The following is a 16,983-nucleotide window of genomic DNA, read 5'->3' as shown; positions in this document are numbered from 1 at the left end:
TTTGAAAGGGTAGATGGTGCTTGATAGTTTCTTAAATTTTTTAAACGGCAAAATGGACGTAGCCAACGACTTTTTATATGGATATTTTTTAGTCATTATTCTTGTGGCTACGGGAATTTATTTTAGTTATTTGACTCGTTTTGTGCAGTTTAGGATGTTTTTTGAGGCTTGCAGGGTCTTAGTAGAAAAAAAAGACAAGTACAATAAGCACCATTTAACGCCGTTTCAAGCACTTATGATCTCGACTGCTTCGCGTGTTGGTATAGGCAATATCGCTGGAATTTCAGCTGCTATCGCTGCGGGCGGTCCGGGTGCTCTTTTTTGGATGTGCTTGATGGCTTTTCTAGGATCGGCTTCAGCTTTTATAGAGAGTACGTTAGCGCAAATTTATAAGACAAAAGACGTTTTTGGATTTAAAGGCGGTCCAGCTTATTACATCAAAAATGGCCTTGGCATAAAGTGGTTGGCTTCGCTTTTTGCGATAATTCTCATCATTACCTACGCATACGGCTTTAACGGACTTCAAAGCTATACCATGACATCAGCGTTTGAAATTTACTACGACAAAGCTGGTAGCAACGTTAGCTTTGCACAAAGCGGCCTACCTGTTGGCATCGGCCTTATTCTTACGGCATTTGCGGCGGTAATGTTTTTTAGCAAAAGTCACATCATCGGTAAAGTAAGCTCATACATCGTGCCGTTCATGGCACTTGCCTACATCTCGCTAGCACTTATTGCTATCGTTTTAAATTTCAAAGAAATTCCTGATGTTGTTAAGATGATTTTAGAAAATGCCTTTGATTTTAAAGCGATATTTGGCGGATTTGCCGGCAGCGTGATCGTAATAGGCATCAAAAGAGGCCTTTTTTCAAACGAAGCTGGCATGGGTTCAGCTCCAAACGCAGCAGCCGCAGCACATACTAGCCACCCAGTAAAACAAGGCCTAGTTCAAGCAATAGCAGTCTTTATAGATATGACTATATGTATAGCTTCTGGTATGATCGTGCTATTTTCACAGGCCTATCTTACGAAGCAGACTGGCTCAAGTGGCGAGGTGCTAACCGCCCTCCCACTCGTTCAAGCCGCGATGAAAGAGTATTTTGGTGAATTTGGAGTTCATTTTACCACTCTTGCAGTCGTACTTTTTGCCATCACTTCGCTTATTGGCAACTACTACTACGCTCAGGCAAATATGAAATTTTTAACCAAAAGCCACAAGCTTACGTTGCTATTTAAGATAACAGCTGTCGTTATGATATTTATTGGTGCTCAGATGAATTTAAAGCTCGCTTGGAATATCGCTGATATCACAATGGCTGCAATGGCAACTATTAATATTATCGCTATATTCTTACTTTCAAAAGTAGTGATAATAGCAGTCAAAGACTACGAAGCTCAAAGAAAGGCTGGGCAAAATCCAGAATTTGACCCAGAAGGCCTTGGCATCAAAAATACAAGTTGCTGGAATAAAAACTAAATGGAGAAGAATTTGAAAAAAGAAACAAAAATAAGTGGCAAACTACTTGATATAAACACTCATAGGCAAGTATCAAAAGTCGGCATGGGCATCGCTTTAGCCTCAGTTTGCTTAAGCGCCCTTTTTATGAAAAGAAATAAAAGCATTAAGAAATTTCACGTTGCTTCAGGCATTGCATTTACTTGTTTTGCTCTTTATCATGCTGGGCTTTATGACAATGGAATCTTTAAAAAAATGATAATAAAAGCAAAAAATGAGGTAAAAAAGGCATAAAATGATACTTAGCGACGCAGAAATTCTAAGCTATATAAACGAAGATGTACCTTACTTTGATCTTACTACGTCGCTTCAAAATATCGATAAAAATGCCTCACTTGAAATTTATTCACGTGATGAAATTTGTGTTAGCTGCGTTGATGTGGCCGCAAGTGTTGCGAGGCTACTTGGGTGCGAGAGTGAAATTTTTCTGCAAAATTCTCAAATTTGCAAGGCTGGCGATGTGATCATAAAAATTTATGGCAGCTACGAAGATGTGCATAAAGCTTGGAAACTAGCTCAAGTCGCACTAGAATATGCCAGTGCCATCGCAACTTATACAAATAAAATGGTAAATGCCACAAAGTACGTCAATGAAAAATGTGAAGTGTTGGCAACTAGAAAGAGTTTTCCGTTTGCTAAGAAATTTTGCGTAAAAGCCGTACTTGAAGGCGGTGGTGGCATCCATAGGCTTGGGCTTAGCGATAGTATTTTATTTTTTAAAAACCACATGAAAGCCTACGGTAGCTTTGATAAATTTTTATCGCATTTGCCAGAGTTTAAAGCAAAAATGGCTGAGCGAAAAGTATGCATTGAAGCTGAAAATTTAGACGAAGTAAGCAAGCTTTTAAAAGCAAATTGCGACGTCGTGCAGTGCGATAAATTTAGTCCAGAGCTCATCGAAAATGTACTCTCTTTAAGAGATGAGATTTCGCCAAATACCATTATCCTAGCAGCCGGTGGTATAAATTTATCAAATGCAAAAGATTACGCAAATGCCGATGCGATAGTAACATCAGCGATGTATTCAAAAGGCGTTGCTGATATCAGCACCAGACTTGAGATTTTATAAATTTTTACAATGACCGATACAGCAAAATATCTATCAAAGTTAAAAATTTACAGAAAATGCATTTTGGCTCTGGAATTTGAACGATATGCAACAAAAAATTAACATTTTTTATTTCAAATTTATTTCATAGCTACAAGCAAAAATATAAACTAATAAAGTTAAATTTTCTAATTTGTTTTCTCTAAAAAATAAGGACACTCATATCTTGCTTTACACCACGTGCATAAATTCAATTAAATTTTAAAATTTACAAACAAGTATATCACGCTTTTAAATTCAGTAACAAACGATAACGAGTGAGTAAAATTTAGAATTTGCCTAGAAATTTTCAAATTCCAGGCAAATTTCAGAGCAAATTTACCTAACTATATGCAAGAACTGCATATGTTTGCGGTATTGCTCGATGACGTCGTTTATCAGCGTGGCCTCGCTCCAACCAAGCACGTCGTAGTCTTGACCGCCCTCTTTTAGATATACCTCGGCTCTGTAGTAAAGATCGTCGCCCTCAAGCTCTCTAGTATAGTCCGGGCTCTGGCTTTTGGTGAGATATACGCCGTATCTAAAATCCATCTCGTCGCCAAGCCCGACGTTTAAATTTACGAAATTTTCAGCTTTTGTTACATTTGCCTCAAGGCCGTTTTTGGCAAATTCCTCTTTTAGCTCGTTAAAGGCTTTTAGCACGACTTCGTTTAGAAATTTACTGCCGTCTTTTTTGCTTGGTAGCGTGATGATCGCGCTTAGTCGCTCTTGCCAAGGCTTTGAAAGATCGCTAAGAGGCATATTATTAAAGTTATTTGTCTCTTTTTTGGTCACATCGACGCGCAAGGCTTTAAATAGCCCGTAAATGGCGCCAAGTAGCACTATGGCAAACGGCAACGCCGTAGTTATCGTAAGTGCTTGAAGTGAGCCAAGACCGCCGGCTAGCATCAAAAATGCCGCTACGACGCCCACAGTAACGCCCCAAAAGACCTTTTGCCAAACCGGCGTATCGTCCTTGCCATTTGAGCAAAGCATATTCATAACTATCGCCGCAGAGTCAGCCGAAGTGACGAAAAATATGACGATCATAAAGACAGCGATCGTGCTTAGCACGCCTGAAAAGCTAAATTTTTCTAAAAACATAAAAAGCGCCGAGGCCGAGTCAGAATTTACCGTGCTGGCAAGCTCGCTAAATCCACTTTGCACAAGCGCAATCGCCGAGTTGCCAAAAAAGCTCATCCAAGCAAAGGTAAAGCCGGTTGGCACCAAAAGCACGCCGATCACAAATTCTCTTATCGTCCTACCCTTTGAAATTTTAGCTATAAATAGTCCCACAAACGGCGACCAAGATAGCCACCAAGCCCAGTATAGCAGTGTCCAGCCGCCAAGCCAGCTCTCATTTTGCCTCTCGTAGGCGTAGAGATTAAATGTGTTTGAGATGAGCGTAGATACGTAGTCGCCGCTGTTTTGTACAAATGACTTTAGAAGCTGCGTCGTATCGCCTAAAAATAGTATCAAAAACATAAAACATATAGCTAGCGCAATGTTTGCGTTTGATAAAATTTTAATCCCCTTATCAACGCCGCTAGCCGCCGAGATGGTCGCTGCAAAACAAAGCACTATTAGAAGCGTAATATGCATGGTCGGCAGGCCAAAAACGTGCGTAAGGCCGGCATTTACCTGAAGTACGCCGTATCCTAGCGAGGTCGCCACGCCAAAAAGCGTCGCCACGACGGCAAATGTGTCGATAGCGTTGCCGATCTTGCCGTAAATTTTATCGCCGATTATCGGATAAAACGCCGATCTAAGCGTGAGCGGCAAGCCGTGTCTATACGAGAAAAAGGCGAGAATTAACGCCACGATAGCATAGACCGACCATGCGCCCATACCCCAGTGAAAGAAGGTGATATTCATTGCAAGCTTTTGCGCTGCGATAGTTTGCGCGTCGCCGAGCGGCGGATTTAGATAGTGCATGAGCGGCTCGGCCACGCCAAAAAACACAAGCCCGATGCCCATGCCGGCGGCAAAAAGCATAGAAAACCACGAGATATTTTTGTGCTCCGGCTTTACGTGATCGGCTCCGAGCTTGATCTCGCCAAGCTTGCTAAAGCCAAGGATAATGATGCTTAGAAGTATGACGGCGACGGTCAGGATGTAAAACCAGCCAAATTTGGCCGCGATGTAGTTTTGCATACCTTTAAAAAACTCATTTGAGAAATTTGGAAATATTGCTGCAAATGCCGTTATTAAAAATATGACAACAAGCGATGGGATAAATACCGAATTGTTAAATTTTGACCTTTGAAATTTGATCATTTTTCTCCTTTTTTGTAAATTTCAGCTTTATTTCAAAATAACAAAAAAGAGTAAATGGGTCAAATTTTCTCTTTAAATTTTTTATGAAATTTTAAGCTTTAACCACCAAAAATAGCCACTTTGAAATTTATCTCAAGTCTCTTTTATCTCTTTTTGGTTTTGCAAGAGTTATTAACACTATGACGACAAAAGCGATGCCAAATGTGATATACAAGATGATCTTTGGCGAGTCATACTCTATCCTCGACCTTGCGACCTCTTCGCCACTTGTCTCCACTAGTTCACCACGTTTTATTATCTCGCTGATATCTTTTGCGCTAAGCGCTTTAGACGGCCTTGTTAAAATTTCTATGACGCTAAGATCTGCCACCTCATAAACGCTATGTTTTATGCCATAAAATGGCTTTATCTTGCTAAAAAAATAGAGCTTATCGCCGTTTGCATACACCGCACCATACTCGCCATCTTTTACCAGCCCTATCTCACGCCAAGAGCTACTTGGGGCAAATTTATATAAAGAGACAGTTTGTGTCACTAAGTGCCTGCCGTGCTTTGAGCGTTGCCACTCTTCGCCTTGCTGCAAGAAATATGCCGAGCCATCATCTACAAAAACGTCAGCATAGAGCCTTTTTAGTTCGCCTTTTAGCTGGTAGTCTGAAATTTTAGCTTGTTCGTTTTTCATGCTATCCCAAAAGTAAATTCCATCTTTGCTGGCAAAAAGAGGCCAAAAAGAGTGCACGTTATCCACGCTATAAATGGCACTATAAGGCATCTGCTGAGCGCTAAATTTACGCTCATTTGCAAACGCCGCCCCACTTTTTGGTTCAAAAAGATATTCTATGTCATGCTTAGGGTCGTAACATATCTGGCGCACCTCATCTGTGTAGCTAGTATCAAGCTTATGCTTGCCCAAAAAAAGGCTTTTGCCATCTGTGTAATATCCGCTAGCAGCGCCGCTTTCTGTCGTGATGTATCTTAGCTCGCTAGGATCTGCGTCAAGCTTTTCGCCCTTGTAGTAAAGCGTGGCGCCGTCTCTTGCAAAGCCAGCGTCAAAGACAGGCTCTAAATTTGTGCTTTCAACCCTTTTTGTCCTGTAAAAATAAGGGCTATCATCGTAGCTTTTTATAAAGGTGTGAGCAAGGTTTTTCATAATGGCGCCAAATTCGCTAAATCCCGCCTCTTTCTCACTTCTAGAGCTGCAATAATAGCTTATCTTGCCATCACTTATATAACCATTGCCAAGCACTTTTGTGCTTTTTGGATCAAGACCTGGCAAAATTTCTCTAGCGCAATAGACACTGTTTTTATCAGCTCCCACATTTGAGTAGTCGTATGCGTGTTTTAGCTTTAAGACCCTAAAACTAGCCTCATCGACGCCTTTTAGCTCATACTTGCCACTACCTGAAATTTGAACGTAAATTTTACCCTCAGGTGAGCGGTAAAACTCGCTATTATCAATGTTTGCAAAGCTTCTTTGATACTCGCCCTCATGCCATAGATAAAGCATCGCCAAAACAAAAAATAGCGTCAAGATAACTAAAAAATAAACAAATCTAATAGTAATTTTTCTCATGATCTATAGTCATCTATCCTTTTTTTAAGCTCGCTTTTTTGCTTTTTGTTTTTAAAAATAGCGCCAACCACCGAGACTATAAACGCAATAGCTAAAAATATCCAGTAGGCATATTTTTGCGAATACTCATCAAAGTCGCTTATCGCATCGATCACCACCTCGCCCTCAGCTGGCACCATGGCGCCTTGATCTACCATTTTTACTATCTCATCAAGTTTTAAATTCTCAACATTTGAGTCATAAGGACGAGTGAGGATTTCAACCACGCCAAGGTCGTTTATATCATAAACGCTGCTGTTAAAATGCCATCCGTAGCCGACGTTATCAAAATAATATGTCTTATCGCCGTTTGCATAGACTGCTCCGTAGCCATCGTTTCTTACAAGGCCTATCTTTCGCCACTGCTCTTTTGTATCAAGCCTTACGATAGACGTGTGGCGCGAGCTTAGGCTGTGGTTATTTTTTGTGTTGTGCCAAATTTCATAGGTTTTTAAAAAATATGTCTTGCCATCACTTATCACCACGTCGCCATATAGCGGCGTTATCTCGCCTTTAAATGGATCATCTCCGTCCCTTACAAACTCGCCTTCATCTATGCTGTTATACCACTGCCACTTTCGCTCCCAGTGATATATACCGCCTTTACCACGAAAGAGCGCATGATAGGAGTGCTCATCCTTTAGGTTAAAAAGTGGCTCGTATGGGGCAAATTTTGGGTCAAATTCATGATCATTTGCATAGACCATGCCAGAATTTGGCTCATAAAGATAGTGAATGCGCCATATCTCGCCGATATCACGCATTTGTGGGCTAAATTTGATCCCTAGCTTTGAGCTGTCATAATAGACATTTTCCCCATCAGTCGTAAAATGCACGCTCTTTCTGCCAGATATCTGCTCGATATAACGCATTTTGCTGGCATTTGCGCCCTCTAGCTCTTTGCCCTCATGATAGACTTTTACTCCGTCGCTTGCGTAGCCAAAGCCCAAGATCGCTGCTAAATTTGCGTTATCAACCTGCCTAAATTTATAGATATGAGTTTGCGCTTTTGGTGTGTTAAACATTTTGTGCGAGAAGATGTCCCAAAACTCTCTAAGTGCGGAAATTTCGAGGTTTGTCTCGCTTACGCTATCGCAAAAATATGTAATCTTGCCGTCACCAAAATAGCCATTGCCAAGCGCTCTAACGCCATTTGGATCAAGCTCACTCATCACGAGGTTACCGCAATATACAGCCTCATCGCTAGCGCCAACGTTTCTGTTGTCGTATTTGCCGGTGTCAATGTATCTAAATTTACTGGCCCTCACGCCTATTAGCTCAAATTTACCGCCGCTTGGTACCATGGCATAGACCTTGTCATCTTCGGTGGTATAAAACACACTGCCTCTTATATCTTTAAATTTTTCTCTATCTTCATCTATATAGCCAGCGGAAATAAACATAAATATATAAATACCAAGCAAGATAAAAGCAAAAAGTAGCACTATGACAATTATTGGGTATTTTTTTATCATTTTAAACCTGCAAATGACTTCATCTTGCGATACTTTATCTTCCCTACTCCAGTGCCTCGGCGATCTCAAGCACTTCAAAGTACTCATTTTCTAGGCTTTCAAGCTGGACTTTTGCCTTTTCAAGCTCTTCATAAAGCTTAGCTAGGCCTACTTCTTGATAAATTTTTGGATCGCTTAAACCTTCATTTAGCTCAGAAATTTTTGCTTCAAGGGCCGAAATTTTATCTGGATATGTATTTAAAATTTGCATTTGTTTGTAGCTTAGCTTTATGCCGGTTTTGCTCTTTTGTTTAGCTTCGTTTTGGTTATTTACAAGCTCTTTTTCAAATTTATCAAGCTCTTTTAGCTCATCTTCAAGCTCCAAATAGACGCTATACTCTTCATGCAAGACATTTATCTTTGTGCCCTCAAATGCCCAGAGCTTATTTGCCATCTTATCGACAAAATATCTATCGTGGCTAACTAGCAAGATCGCTCCCTCAAAGCTTTGCAAGTAGTCTTCTAATATGTTGATAGTTGCGATATCAAGGTCATTTGTCGGCTCATCAAGTACTAGCACATCGTAAGTTTTAGTAAAAAGAAGTGCAAGTGCGACGCGGTTTTTCTCGCCACCACTTAAAACGCCTATCTTTTTATCCAAAAATTCCTTTGGAAAGAGGAAATTTTTAAGATAGCCATAAACATGCATATTTCGTCCACGAACTAGCACGTGATCGCCACCATTTGGGCAAAACGTCTCTATTAGGCTTTTATCATCATCAAGGACATTTCTAGCTTGATCAAAGTAGCCGATGCTCACCTCGCCTCTTTTTATCTCACCACTACTTGGTTTTTCAAGTCCTAGCAAAATTTTAAGTAGCGTGCTTTTGCCGCTACCATTTCGCCCGACTATGGCGATCCTCTCGCCTTGCAAAACTCTTGCATCAAATTTTTCAAAAAGCACCTTACCATCTATGCTTTTGCTTAAATTTTTAAACTCAAAGAGCATTTTTTTGCGGTTTTGACTCTGCGTTTGGTTGAAATTTTTACTCGCACGCTCCAGCTCAAGCCTCACACGCCTTATCACGCCTGGGTTTTTCTTAGCCTCCTCGCGCATAGCAAGCACCCGCTCTTTTCTACCCTCGTTTCGCTTTAGCCTAGCTTTCACGCCTCTTCTTAGCCACTCCTCTTCAGCCTTTAGCTGTTTTAGTAGCGTCTCATGCGACTTTGCAAGGCTTGCTAAAATTTCCTCTTTTTTGGTTAGATAGTTTGCATATCCGCCTTCGAAATTTTTTAAGCCCGCATCCTCGACCTCAACGCACCTGGTTGCCAGCGCATCGATAAAATACCTATCGTGGCTTATAAAAACTATGCTTTGATTTGAGCCCTTTAGCATATCTTCAAGAAATTTGACCATGTAAACATCAAGGTGGTTTGTCGGCTCATCAAGTAGCAGCACATCTGGCTTTTTAAGGATGAGAGCACCTAGTGCTACGCGTCTGATCTCGCCGCCACTTAGCGAGCAAATGGGTCTATTTTCATACTCTTTTAGCTTAAATTCTTGCAAAATTCTCTCAATCTTGTGCTCGATATTCCAGCCGTCCTTTGCCTCTATAAATTTTAAAAGCCTCTCTTGCTCTTTTAAAATTTCTTTGTTTTCAGGATCATTTGCTAGCAAAACGCCGCTCTTTTCATATTCGCTTATCGCGTCAAATATCTCTTTTAGCTCGTTATTTAGTGCCTGCCTTACGGTAAAAGTGGCGTTAAAATTTGGAGTTTGTGCCAGCATCTCGACGCTTATTAAGTTTTGCACTATGCGTCTACCACTATCTACTGCCACCTCGCCAGAGATGATCTTCATAAGCGTGCTCTTGCCACTGCCGTTTTTACCGATGATCGCTATTTTTTCATTTTCATTTACACTAAAATTTACAGCGTTTAAAATCTCATTTGCGCCAAATTTTTTACTTACGTCTATCAGGTCAATTAATGCCATTTTTCTCTCATTTTTTAAATTTCTTGCGATTATATCAAAAGGGAGCTAAAACCTAATTTTGGCTATAATCGCCAAAATTTTGAAATAATTAAGGAAAATTTAATGAACTTATCTATGAGAAAACTCGTAGTTCCGATATTTTTAGATATGTTTTTACACTTCATTACGCTCATCATCAACACCTACATGGTGGCAAAAGTGAGTGTGCATCTAGTTGGTGCAATGGGTGCTGGCAATCAAGTAATGGATCTTTTTATGACCATTTTTAACTTCCTAAGTATTGGCTGTTCAGTCGTCGTAGCTCAAGCACTGGGAGCTAAAAAGAACGATCTTGCTTCAAACGTCATACACGCAAGTATCACGTCAAATACGCTCTTTGGTATCTTCTCAGCTATCGTCATCTACGTCTTTGGCTATAACATCTTAAACTTACTAAATGTGCCAAAAGAGCTTATAAATGATAGCTTCTCATATCTTCATATCCTTGGCTTTGCACTGCTTTTTGATGGCATCGGTATGGTGCTAGCTGCGGTGCTTCGTGTTTATAATCTAGCAACTGCTGTTATGCTAACTTCAGTTTTAATGAACGTAATTACGATTTTAGGCAACGCTATCTCCCTTTTTGGCTGGTTTGATCTGCCAAATTTAGGTCTGCAAGGTGTAGCTATCTCGACACTTGTTGGCAGACTGGTAGGCATTTTTGTGCTAGCTTATATGCTAAGTCAAAAGGCAAAAGTTAAAATTTACTTTAAAAAGCTACTTGTCGTGCCATTTGAAATTTTAAAGAAAATTCTCTCAATCGGCCTTCCAAGTGCAGGCGAAAATTTACTCTGGATGGCGCAATACATGGTCGCTTTTGGCTTTGTGGCAAGTATGGGTGAAGCTAGCCTTAGCGTGCAGACCATTTACTTTCAGATCACGCTTCTTATCTTACTTTGTGGAGCGAGCATTAGCGTGGCCAACGAGGTCATTGTAGGACATTTAGTTGGAGCAAGCGAGTTTAATGAGGCATATACAAGGACATTTAGGGCGCTAAGACTTGGAGTTTTTATAACGCTAGTAGTCGTGCTTATAGCTTATGCGCTAAAGCATCAAATCATGGACGCACTAAATTTAAATGAAAATTTACGTGCGATCATGCTACCACTTTTTACACTTTCGATATTTCTTGAAGCGGGCAGAACCTTTAATATAGTCATCGTAAATGCCCTTCGTGCAAGCGGTGATGCAAAATTTCCTCTTGCGACTGGCCTTATCTTCATGTGGGGGCTTTCACTGCCACTTGGATATTTTTTAGGTATCTATCTTGGTTGGGGAATTATCGGCGTTTGGATAGGGTTTTGTGCTGATGAATGGCTAAGAGGCCTTGCAAATACGTGGCGCTGGAGAAGTAAAAAATGGCAAGAAAAACGCCTAGTTTAAAGCAAAAGAGCATAAATTTAGACTTTTATGGGCTAAGCGTTTTAATAAATTTTAAAACAAATGTAAAGGCTATGCGTCTAAGAGTTGGCAAGGACGCTAAGATCACGCTATCTGTGCCATTTTACAGCACACAAAAGATGGCTCTTAGCTTTCTTGAGATGCACAGAATTTGGCTTGAAAATACTTACAAAAAAGCTCTTGCAAATTTACCAAAAGATGATGAGATAAAATTTCTTGGACAAATTTATAAGATAAAATTTGATGAAAATTTTAAAGAGCCATTTTTTGATGGCGAGTTTGTCTTTACGCCAAATTTAAAAAGCCTTGAGCGTTTTAAAAAAGTAAGAGCAAAAGAGCTATTTTTAGAGCTTATAAGCCATTTTCAGCCTTTTATAAATAAGCCAATCAAGCGTATAGTCATACGAAATAGCAAGACTCGCTGGGGTAGCTGTAATCACAAAAAAGGCTACATAAACCTAAGCCTAAGACTCATAGAAAAGCCGCTCTCAGCCGTGCGCTACGTCGTTCTTCACGAACTAACACACATGCTCTATCCGCATCATCAAAAAAGTTTTTACGATTTTATAGAAAAAATCATGCCTGATTATAAAAAACAAGAGCAAATTTTAAGAGCGTAATTTATTTTCATCAAGTAAGTGTAAAAATTAATATGCTAAAATTACATGTTAATTCACAAAAAGGGAATTTCAATGAAAAAAATGATTTTTATCTCAATCTTAGCTGCTTGTGCTTTTGCAGGTAACTTTGAAGATGGCCTAAAGGCATATGGGAGCTCAAATTTCAAAGAAGCTTTAGCTAAATTTGAAGCAGGATGTGTAGAAAATGATGCGAAATCATGCGTAAAAACTGGCGCCGTTTATCAGCTAGGCAAAACAGCAACACCGGATCTAGACAAGGCTTTAGAGTACTATAATAAAGCTTGCGAAGCTGGTGAGGTTGAAGGTTGCTCGGCAGCTGGTGGACTTTATCTAAATACTGAGCCACAAAAAGCAAGAGAACTTTTTAACAAAGCTTGTGAGAAGAATGATGGATATTCTTGCGAAATGGTAGGTTCTATCTTAATAGAAGCTAAGGAATTTAAAAAAGCTTATGAATTTTTAGTAAAAGGCTGCGAATTAGGCGATAAGATGTCTTGCGAATTTGCAGGTGATCTAAGACGCTCAAAACAACTATAATTTTTAGGCTTTCGAGCCTAAAAATTTCTTAAAACAAAAAAATCCAAAAACACTTATTTTAAATAGAAATTACTCAAAGTATAAAGGTAGTCTAAAAAATTTATATTAGAAATTTAGGCAAGAATGCTCTTGCCTAAGATTAGATTATTTTTATTTGATCAAGTGGTTTGTCTTTAATGCCCCATTGAGTCATAAAAACAAATCCATAAAGCACAGCAGCTACGATATAAGCAGTGTATTCGTTTGGTATAAGATTAAATTTCACACATATATTTGGTACAAGAGCTAGTGGCACAACAGGGATCAAAAGAATACGCTCCCAGATCCTAAGCTTTGTGACATAGTAGCCTTGAAGTAAGCTTGAAAAAGCAAACATTCCCACGATCGCCATACCAAAGACAAGTAAAATTTCAAGCGGATTACTCATCCAGACTATTCCTTTTGAATCAAGCGGGTCGCCTGTATTTACGCTTTCAATTAGCATAAGTTTGTTGTTAAAGAAAAAGGCAAATGGCAAGATCGCCGTTCTTAGATCATAAAAGAATCCTTGAACACCAACTGTTATAGGATTTGCTTTGGCGATACCAGCTGCTGCATAAGCTGCGATACCAACTGGTGGCGTGTCATCAGCTAAAATTCCAAAGTAAAAGACAAAAAGATGCACAGCAATGGCTGGGATTAAAAAGCCATTTTTGTGCGCCAAAAATAAAATAACAGGTGCCACAAGGCTTGAAACTACGATGTAGTTTGCTGTCGTTGGAAGGCCCATTCCTAGTATAAGTGACATCATCGCAGTAAGAAGCAATATCATAACTATATTATCACCAGCAAGTAGCTCAACTAAATCTGAAAGCACTTGACCAAGTCCAGTTAGAGAGATAGAGCCCACGATAATACCTGCAAGTGCAGTTGCAATGGCGATCGTTGTCATGCTTTTTGCAGCTGCAACCATCGCCCAAAATATATCTTCAAAGCCTATTAACACATCATTTATTCCAACTTTTTCGCCACTTGCTAGTTTTTTAACTGGCTCTTGAAAGATCATTATTAAAAATAAAAATCCAATCGCATTAAATGCTGCAGCGATGGCTGATTCTTTTGCGATTAATAGCGTATAAAGTAAAATCAAAATTGGAGTTATATAGTGAAGTCCGCTTACAAAAATTTTAAATCTTGAGTGAAACTCGCTTTGATTTATACCTTTTAAGCCAAGCTTCACGCTCTCTAAATGAACGATAAAAAATAGCGACAAATAACAAGCAAATGCTGGGATAATCGCTGCCATCATAACATTTGTATATGTCATACCTAAAAACTCAGCGATGATAAAGGCAGCTGCGCCCATGATCGGAGGCATGAGCTGTCCATTTACGCCAGCTGCAACTTCGATGGCTCCAGCTTTTGTGCGTGAAAGACCAGCTTTTTTCATAAGTGGTATGGTAAATGTGCCAACGGTTACAACATTTGCAGTGGAGCTTCCTGAAACCATGCCAGTTAGACCACTTGCGATGACCGAGGCCTTAGCTGGACCGCCTCTATATTTTCCAAGAAGAGAGAAAGCTAAATTTATGAAATATTGCCCAGCACCTGCCCTCTCAAGCAATGAGCCAAAAAGAACAAAAAGATAGATAAAACTAACACTAACTCCGATAGGCACACCAAAGATGCCCTCAGTCGTCAAAAACATATGGCCTGCGATCTTTTCAAAGCTGGCACCTTGATGAGCGATGATGTCTGGCATATAAGGGCCAAAGTGATCATATATCAAAAACAATATACAAATAATTGGAAGTGCTGGCCCCATCACGCGCCTACCAGCCTCAAGCAAGACAATAATCGCTAAAAACGATATGACAATATCTTGCGTGATGTAGTCCCCTGTCCTATCAGCTAGTTCATAAAAATAAACCGCTGGATAAAGCACAGCAACAACGCCTACTACACAAAAGACTAGATCGTAAAATGGCAAACTAGAATGTGCCTTTTTATGAAAAGTGACTGGATAAAGCAAAAATACAAGACCAACCGCAAAGGCTAAGTGTATTGAGCGCGAAATGTTGGTATTTAGCGGAAAATAAGCTATATAAAGCTGAAAAACTGACCAAGAAAAGCATACGATCGCAATGAAATAGTTGTAAAAATTGCTATTTATCTCCCTTGTTTTTACTTCGACAAATTGTTCTTCGTTGTCTTTGACTTCGTTCATCTCTCTCCTTTAAAATTTAAATATACAAATTTAAAAGAATTTGTATATTTAAATTTTATCCAGAGGCAAAAGCCTCTGGAAATAGACTATTTTAAGATACCGGCCTCTTTAAATGCAGCCTCTGCAGCTGGGTGAAGCGGAGCTGAAAGACCTTGAACGAGATCTTCTTTTTTAACTGATTTTAGCGCTGGGTGAAGAGTTTTATACTCATCAAAGTTGTCTAAAATAGCTTTTATCACAGCTTTTACAGCCTCATCTTTCGTATCTTTACTAGTTACCAAAACAGCTTTTACGCCGATAGTATTTACATCGTGATCTACACCGTCATATGAGCCTTTTGGGATGACGCCTTTTGCAAAGTATGGCTTCTCTGCAAGAAGTTTGTCGATCTCGCTACCTTCGATGTTTAGGATATCAATAGGCAAAGATGTCGCAGCGTCAGTTATGTTTGCGGTTGGGTGGCCGACGACAAAGCTATAACCGTCTATCTTTTTATCTTTTAGTGCGTGTGGACATTCGCCAACTGTTAAAACGCCGCGGTAGCCTAGTTTTGAAACGTCAAAACCTTTTGCTTTAAAGACTTCAAGTGTGCTCACTTCGTTGCCACTGCCCGGGTTACCAACATTGTATTTTTTGCCTGCAAATGAAGAAAGATCGCTTGTAAGACCACTATCTTTTGCCACGACAAATGCAAGAAGTTCTGGATAGATAGCAACTACTGAGCGTAAATTTTCATCTTTTGCTCCGTCAAATTTGCCAGTACCGTTAAATTTATCATAGACGACGTCGCTTTGAACAAAGCCGAATGTAAGCTCTTTTTTGAGGACGTTATTTACGTTATAAACTGAGCCGCCAGTTGATTGAACTGAGCATTTTACATTAGTATTTTTGTTTGCTAAACGGCAAATCGCTCCACCTATCGGATAGTATGTGCCTGTCATGCCACCAGTACCGATACTGATAAATTCTTTTGCTGAAAGAGTTGTTGCTAAAAGCAAGCCAGCAAGTGCCAAAGAAGTAGTCTTCATCTAAGATCCTTTCAAGAAATTTAAGGCTATTTTATTCTATAAATTTAGCTTTTTACCTTATTTAATATGATATTTTCATGCCGTTTTGGCAAAGTTGCAACCATTCTACACAATCAAGACTTAAAAAAATATTTTCTTAAGATTAAATTTATATTTCTTTATCAGTCAAAATAAATTTGATAAACCGGCTATTTAAATATCATTTTTTATTGTATAATCCACCGCAGTTCTAAGTTTTAGAAAAACTGTTGCAAATTTACAACATAACCAATAGCTTTTACAAATGTTAATAACAATCAAATTTTGGAGGTTTTTATGAAAAAATCACTTATGTTGGCCGCTTCTATGCTGCTTTTATCTTTAAATTTTGCTTCTGGTGCGGATGAAAAAACGCAAGTTAGCTTTAGTGGCTCATCTACTCTAGCTCCAGTCATCGCTAAAATTTCAACCGACTTTATCGAAAAGTACGAGACTTGGGACAAAGTAGATAGCACTTTGCCAAACAAAAACATCACCATTTTCGTCTCAGCTGGTGGCTCAGGTGCTGGCGTGAAAGCTGTGCTTGATCATGTCGCTGACTTTGGCATGCTAGCTCGCGACATAAAAGATAGCGAAAAAGCAAAGATCAAGGATATGAAAGCCTATACGCTTGGTATAGACGCACTTTGCGTGGCTGTAAACCCAGAAAATGAGGTGATAAAGCTAAAGGGCGGAAATTTAAACAAAGATGAGATCGTCAAAATTTTCTCAGGCGAGTACAAAAAGTGGAGTGACCTTGACAAATCCCTACCAAATGACGAAATAGTCGTAGTTACAAGAGATCTTGGTGGCGGTGCTCACGAGGTTTTTCAAAAAAAGATCATGAAGGATGTCAAAGTTAGCAAAAACGTCATCCAGTCACCATCAATGGGCGCACTTGTTTCAAAGATCATCGAAAATAAAAACGCCGTTGGCTACGCATCTTTTGGTATCACAAACCAAAACAAAGGCAAGCTAATACCGCTAAACGTTGACGGTGTGGAGCCAACTGTTAAAAATATAGTTGATGGCAAATACTACATCTCTCGCCCGCTCGTCATCGTAAAAAGTGGCAATCTAAGCAAGAGCGAGCAAATTTTTGTTGACGTGCTAAATTCGGCCGAAGGTCAAAAGACTATCGAAAAAATGGGATTTATACCAGTAAAATAGC

At 39.6% G+C, this 16,983-nt stretch carries 13 protein-coding genes; 7 read left to right on the top strand and 6 right to left on the bottom strand.

The features are described from left to right. Nucleotides 1–13: 13 nt before the first annotated feature. Genes CVS95_RS08115 through modD form a run of 3 tightly spaced genes read left to right on the top strand, consistent with a single transcriptional unit; the run spans nucleotide 14 to nucleotide 2,585 of the window. Nucleotides 14–1,477: an alanine/glycine:cation symporter family protein gene (locus tag CVS95_RS08115; protein WP_234400050.1), complete on the top strand. Its 1,464-nt coding sequence runs from the start codon at nucleotides 14–16 to the stop codon at nucleotides 1,475–1,477. A gap of 12 nt (nucleotides 1,478–1,489) precedes the next feature. Then, nucleotides 1,490–1,750 (top strand): helicase, encoded by a 261-nt coding sequence (locus CVS95_RS08110; RefSeq protein WP_107696245.1) that lies wholly within the window; start codon nucleotides 1,490–1,492, stop codon nucleotides 1,748–1,750. Nucleotide 1,751: 1 nt separating this feature from the next. After that, nucleotides 1,752–2,585, top strand: a complete 834-nt coding sequence (gene modD / locus CVS95_RS08105; protein ID WP_107696244.1) for a ModD protein — start codon at nucleotides 1,752–1,754, stop codon at nucleotides 2,583–2,585. A gap of 357 nt (nucleotides 2,586–2,942) precedes the next feature. On the opposite strand, the gene CVS95_RS08100 is transcribed toward modD, so the two are convergent. The 4 genes from CVS95_RS08100 to abc-f all read right to left on the bottom strand — a co-directional run bounded on the left by CVS95_RS08100 (nucleotide 2,943) and on the right by abc-f (nucleotide 9,942). Next, nucleotides 2,943–4,880 carry a BCCT family transporter gene (locus CVS95_RS08100; RefSeq protein ID WP_107696243.1) on the bottom strand — a complete coding sequence of 646 codons (1,938 nt, stop codon included), beginning with the start codon at nucleotides 4,878–4,880 and terminating at the stop codon, nucleotides 2,943–2,945. 127 nt (nucleotides 4,881–5,007) lie between these two features. Then, nucleotides 5,008–6,453, bottom strand: coding sequence for a DKNYY domain-containing protein (locus CVS95_RS08095; protein WP_107696242.1), 1,446 nt, complete (start codon nucleotides 6,451–6,453; stop codon nucleotides 5,008–5,010). Further along, entirely contained in the window at nucleotides 6,450–7,967 is a 1,518-nt protein-coding gene (locus CVS95_RS08090; RefSeq protein WP_107696241.1) for a DKNYY domain-containing protein, read from the bottom strand. The genes CVS95_RS08095 and CVS95_RS08090 overlap by 4 nt, the downstream gene beginning before the upstream one ends. 43 nt (nucleotides 7,968–8,010) lie before the next feature. Beyond that, a complete protein-coding gene (abc-f, locus tag CVS95_RS08085; RefSeq protein ID WP_107696240.1) occupies nucleotides 8,011–9,942 on the bottom strand; it encodes a ribosomal protection-like ABC-F family protein in 1,932 nt (643 codons plus the stop codon). Nucleotides 9,943–10,044: 102 nt separating this feature from the next. On the opposite strand from abc-f, the gene CVS95_RS08080 reads away from it, so the two are divergent. From CVS95_RS08080 to CVS95_RS08070, 3 genes are all read left to right on the top strand, one after another. Then, nucleotides 10,045–11,364, top strand: coding sequence for an MATE family efflux transporter (locus CVS95_RS08080; protein ID WP_107696239.1), 1,320 nt, complete (start codon nucleotides 10,045–10,047; stop codon nucleotides 11,362–11,364). Beyond that, nucleotides 11,340–12,002 (top strand): M48 family metallopeptidase, encoded by a 663-nt coding sequence (locus CVS95_RS08075; RefSeq protein ID WP_107696238.1) that lies wholly within the window; start codon nucleotides 11,340–11,342, stop codon nucleotides 12,000–12,002. Before CVS95_RS08080 ends, CVS95_RS08075 begins: the two co-directional genes overlap by 25 nt. Before the next feature lie 72 nt (nucleotides 12,003–12,074). Further along, a complete protein-coding gene (locus CVS95_RS08070) occupies nucleotides 12,075–12,560 on the top strand; it encodes a tetratricopeptide repeat protein (RefSeq protein WP_107696237.1) in 486 nt (161 codons plus the stop codon). A 139-nt stretch (nucleotides 12,561–12,699) separates the two neighbouring features. Here the strand turns inward: CVS95_RS08070 and CVS95_RS08065 are convergent, their stop codons facing one another. Continuing rightward, the gene (locus CVS95_RS08065; protein WP_107696236.1) at nucleotides 12,700–14,766 is read right to left on the bottom strand and encodes a TRAP transporter permease; all 2,067 of its coding nucleotides are present in this window, start codon (nucleotides 14,764–14,766) and stop codon (nucleotides 12,700–12,702) included. An 86-nt stretch (nucleotides 14,767–14,852) separates the two neighbouring features. Beyond that, nucleotides 14,853–15,794: a TAXI family TRAP transporter solute-binding subunit gene (locus tag CVS95_RS08060; protein ID WP_107696235.1), complete on the bottom strand. Its 942-nt coding sequence runs from the start codon at nucleotides 15,792–15,794 to the stop codon at nucleotides 14,853–14,855. Between the two features lie 315 nt (nucleotides 15,795–16,109). Between CVS95_RS08060 and CVS95_RS08055 the strand changes: the two genes are divergently transcribed. Continuing rightward, nucleotides 16,110–16,982: a phosphate ABC transporter substrate-binding protein gene (locus CVS95_RS08055; RefSeq protein WP_107696234.1), complete on the top strand. Its 873-nt coding sequence runs from the start codon at nucleotides 16,110–16,112 to the stop codon at nucleotides 16,980–16,982. Nucleotide 16,983 lies beyond the last annotated feature (1 nt).

This window comes from Campylobacter concisus (assembly GCF_003048905.1).
GTDB lineage: Bacteria > Campylobacterota > Campylobacteria > Campylobacterales > Campylobacteraceae > Campylobacter_A > Campylobacter_A concisus_V.
Note: the sequence above shows the minus strand (reverse complement) of the source record. Positions and strands in the feature narration are given on the sequence as shown.

Coding starts and splice junctions, on each gene's coding strand:
- CVS95_RS08115 (WP_234400050.1), top strand. CDS start 14: ATGGTGCTTGATAGTTTCTTAAATTTTTTAAACGGCAAAATGGACGTA.
- modD (WP_107696244.1), top strand. CDS start 1,752: ATGATACTTAGCGACGCAGAAATTCTAAGCTATATAAACGAAGATGTA.
- CVS95_RS08100 (WP_107696243.1), bottom strand. CDS start 4,880: ATGATCAAATTTCAAAGGTCAAAATTTAACAATTCGGTATTTATCCCA.
- CVS95_RS08095 (WP_107696242.1), bottom strand. CDS start 6,453: ATGAGAAAAATTACTATTAGATTTGTTTATTTTTTAGTTATCTTGACG.
- CVS95_RS08090 (WP_107696241.1), bottom strand. CDS start 7,967: ATGATAAAAAAATACCCAATAATTGTCATAGTGCTACTTTTTGCTTTT.
- abc-f (WP_107696240.1), bottom strand. CDS start 9,942: ATGGCATTAATTGACCTGATAGACGTAAGTAAAAAATTTGGCGCAAAT.
- CVS95_RS08080 (WP_107696239.1), top strand. CDS start 10,045: ATGAACTTATCTATGAGAAAACTCGTAGTTCCGATATTTTTAGATATG.
- CVS95_RS08075 (WP_107696238.1), top strand. CDS start 11,340: ATGGCAAGAAAAACGCCTAGTTTAAAGCAAAAGAGCATAAATTTAGAC.
- CVS95_RS08070 (WP_107696237.1), top strand. CDS start 12,075: ATGAAAAAAATGATTTTTATCTCAATCTTAGCTGCTTGTGCTTTTGCA.
- CVS95_RS08065 (WP_107696236.1), bottom strand. CDS start 14,766: ATGAACGAAGTCAAAGACAACGAAGAACAATTTGTCGAAGTAAAAACA.
- CVS95_RS08060 (WP_107696235.1), bottom strand. CDS start 15,794: ATGAAGACTACTTCTTTGGCACTTGCTGGCTTGCTTTTAGCAACAACT.
- CVS95_RS08055 (WP_107696234.1), top strand. CDS start 16,110: ATGAAAAAATCACTTATGTTGGCCGCTTCTATGCTGCTTTTATCTTTA.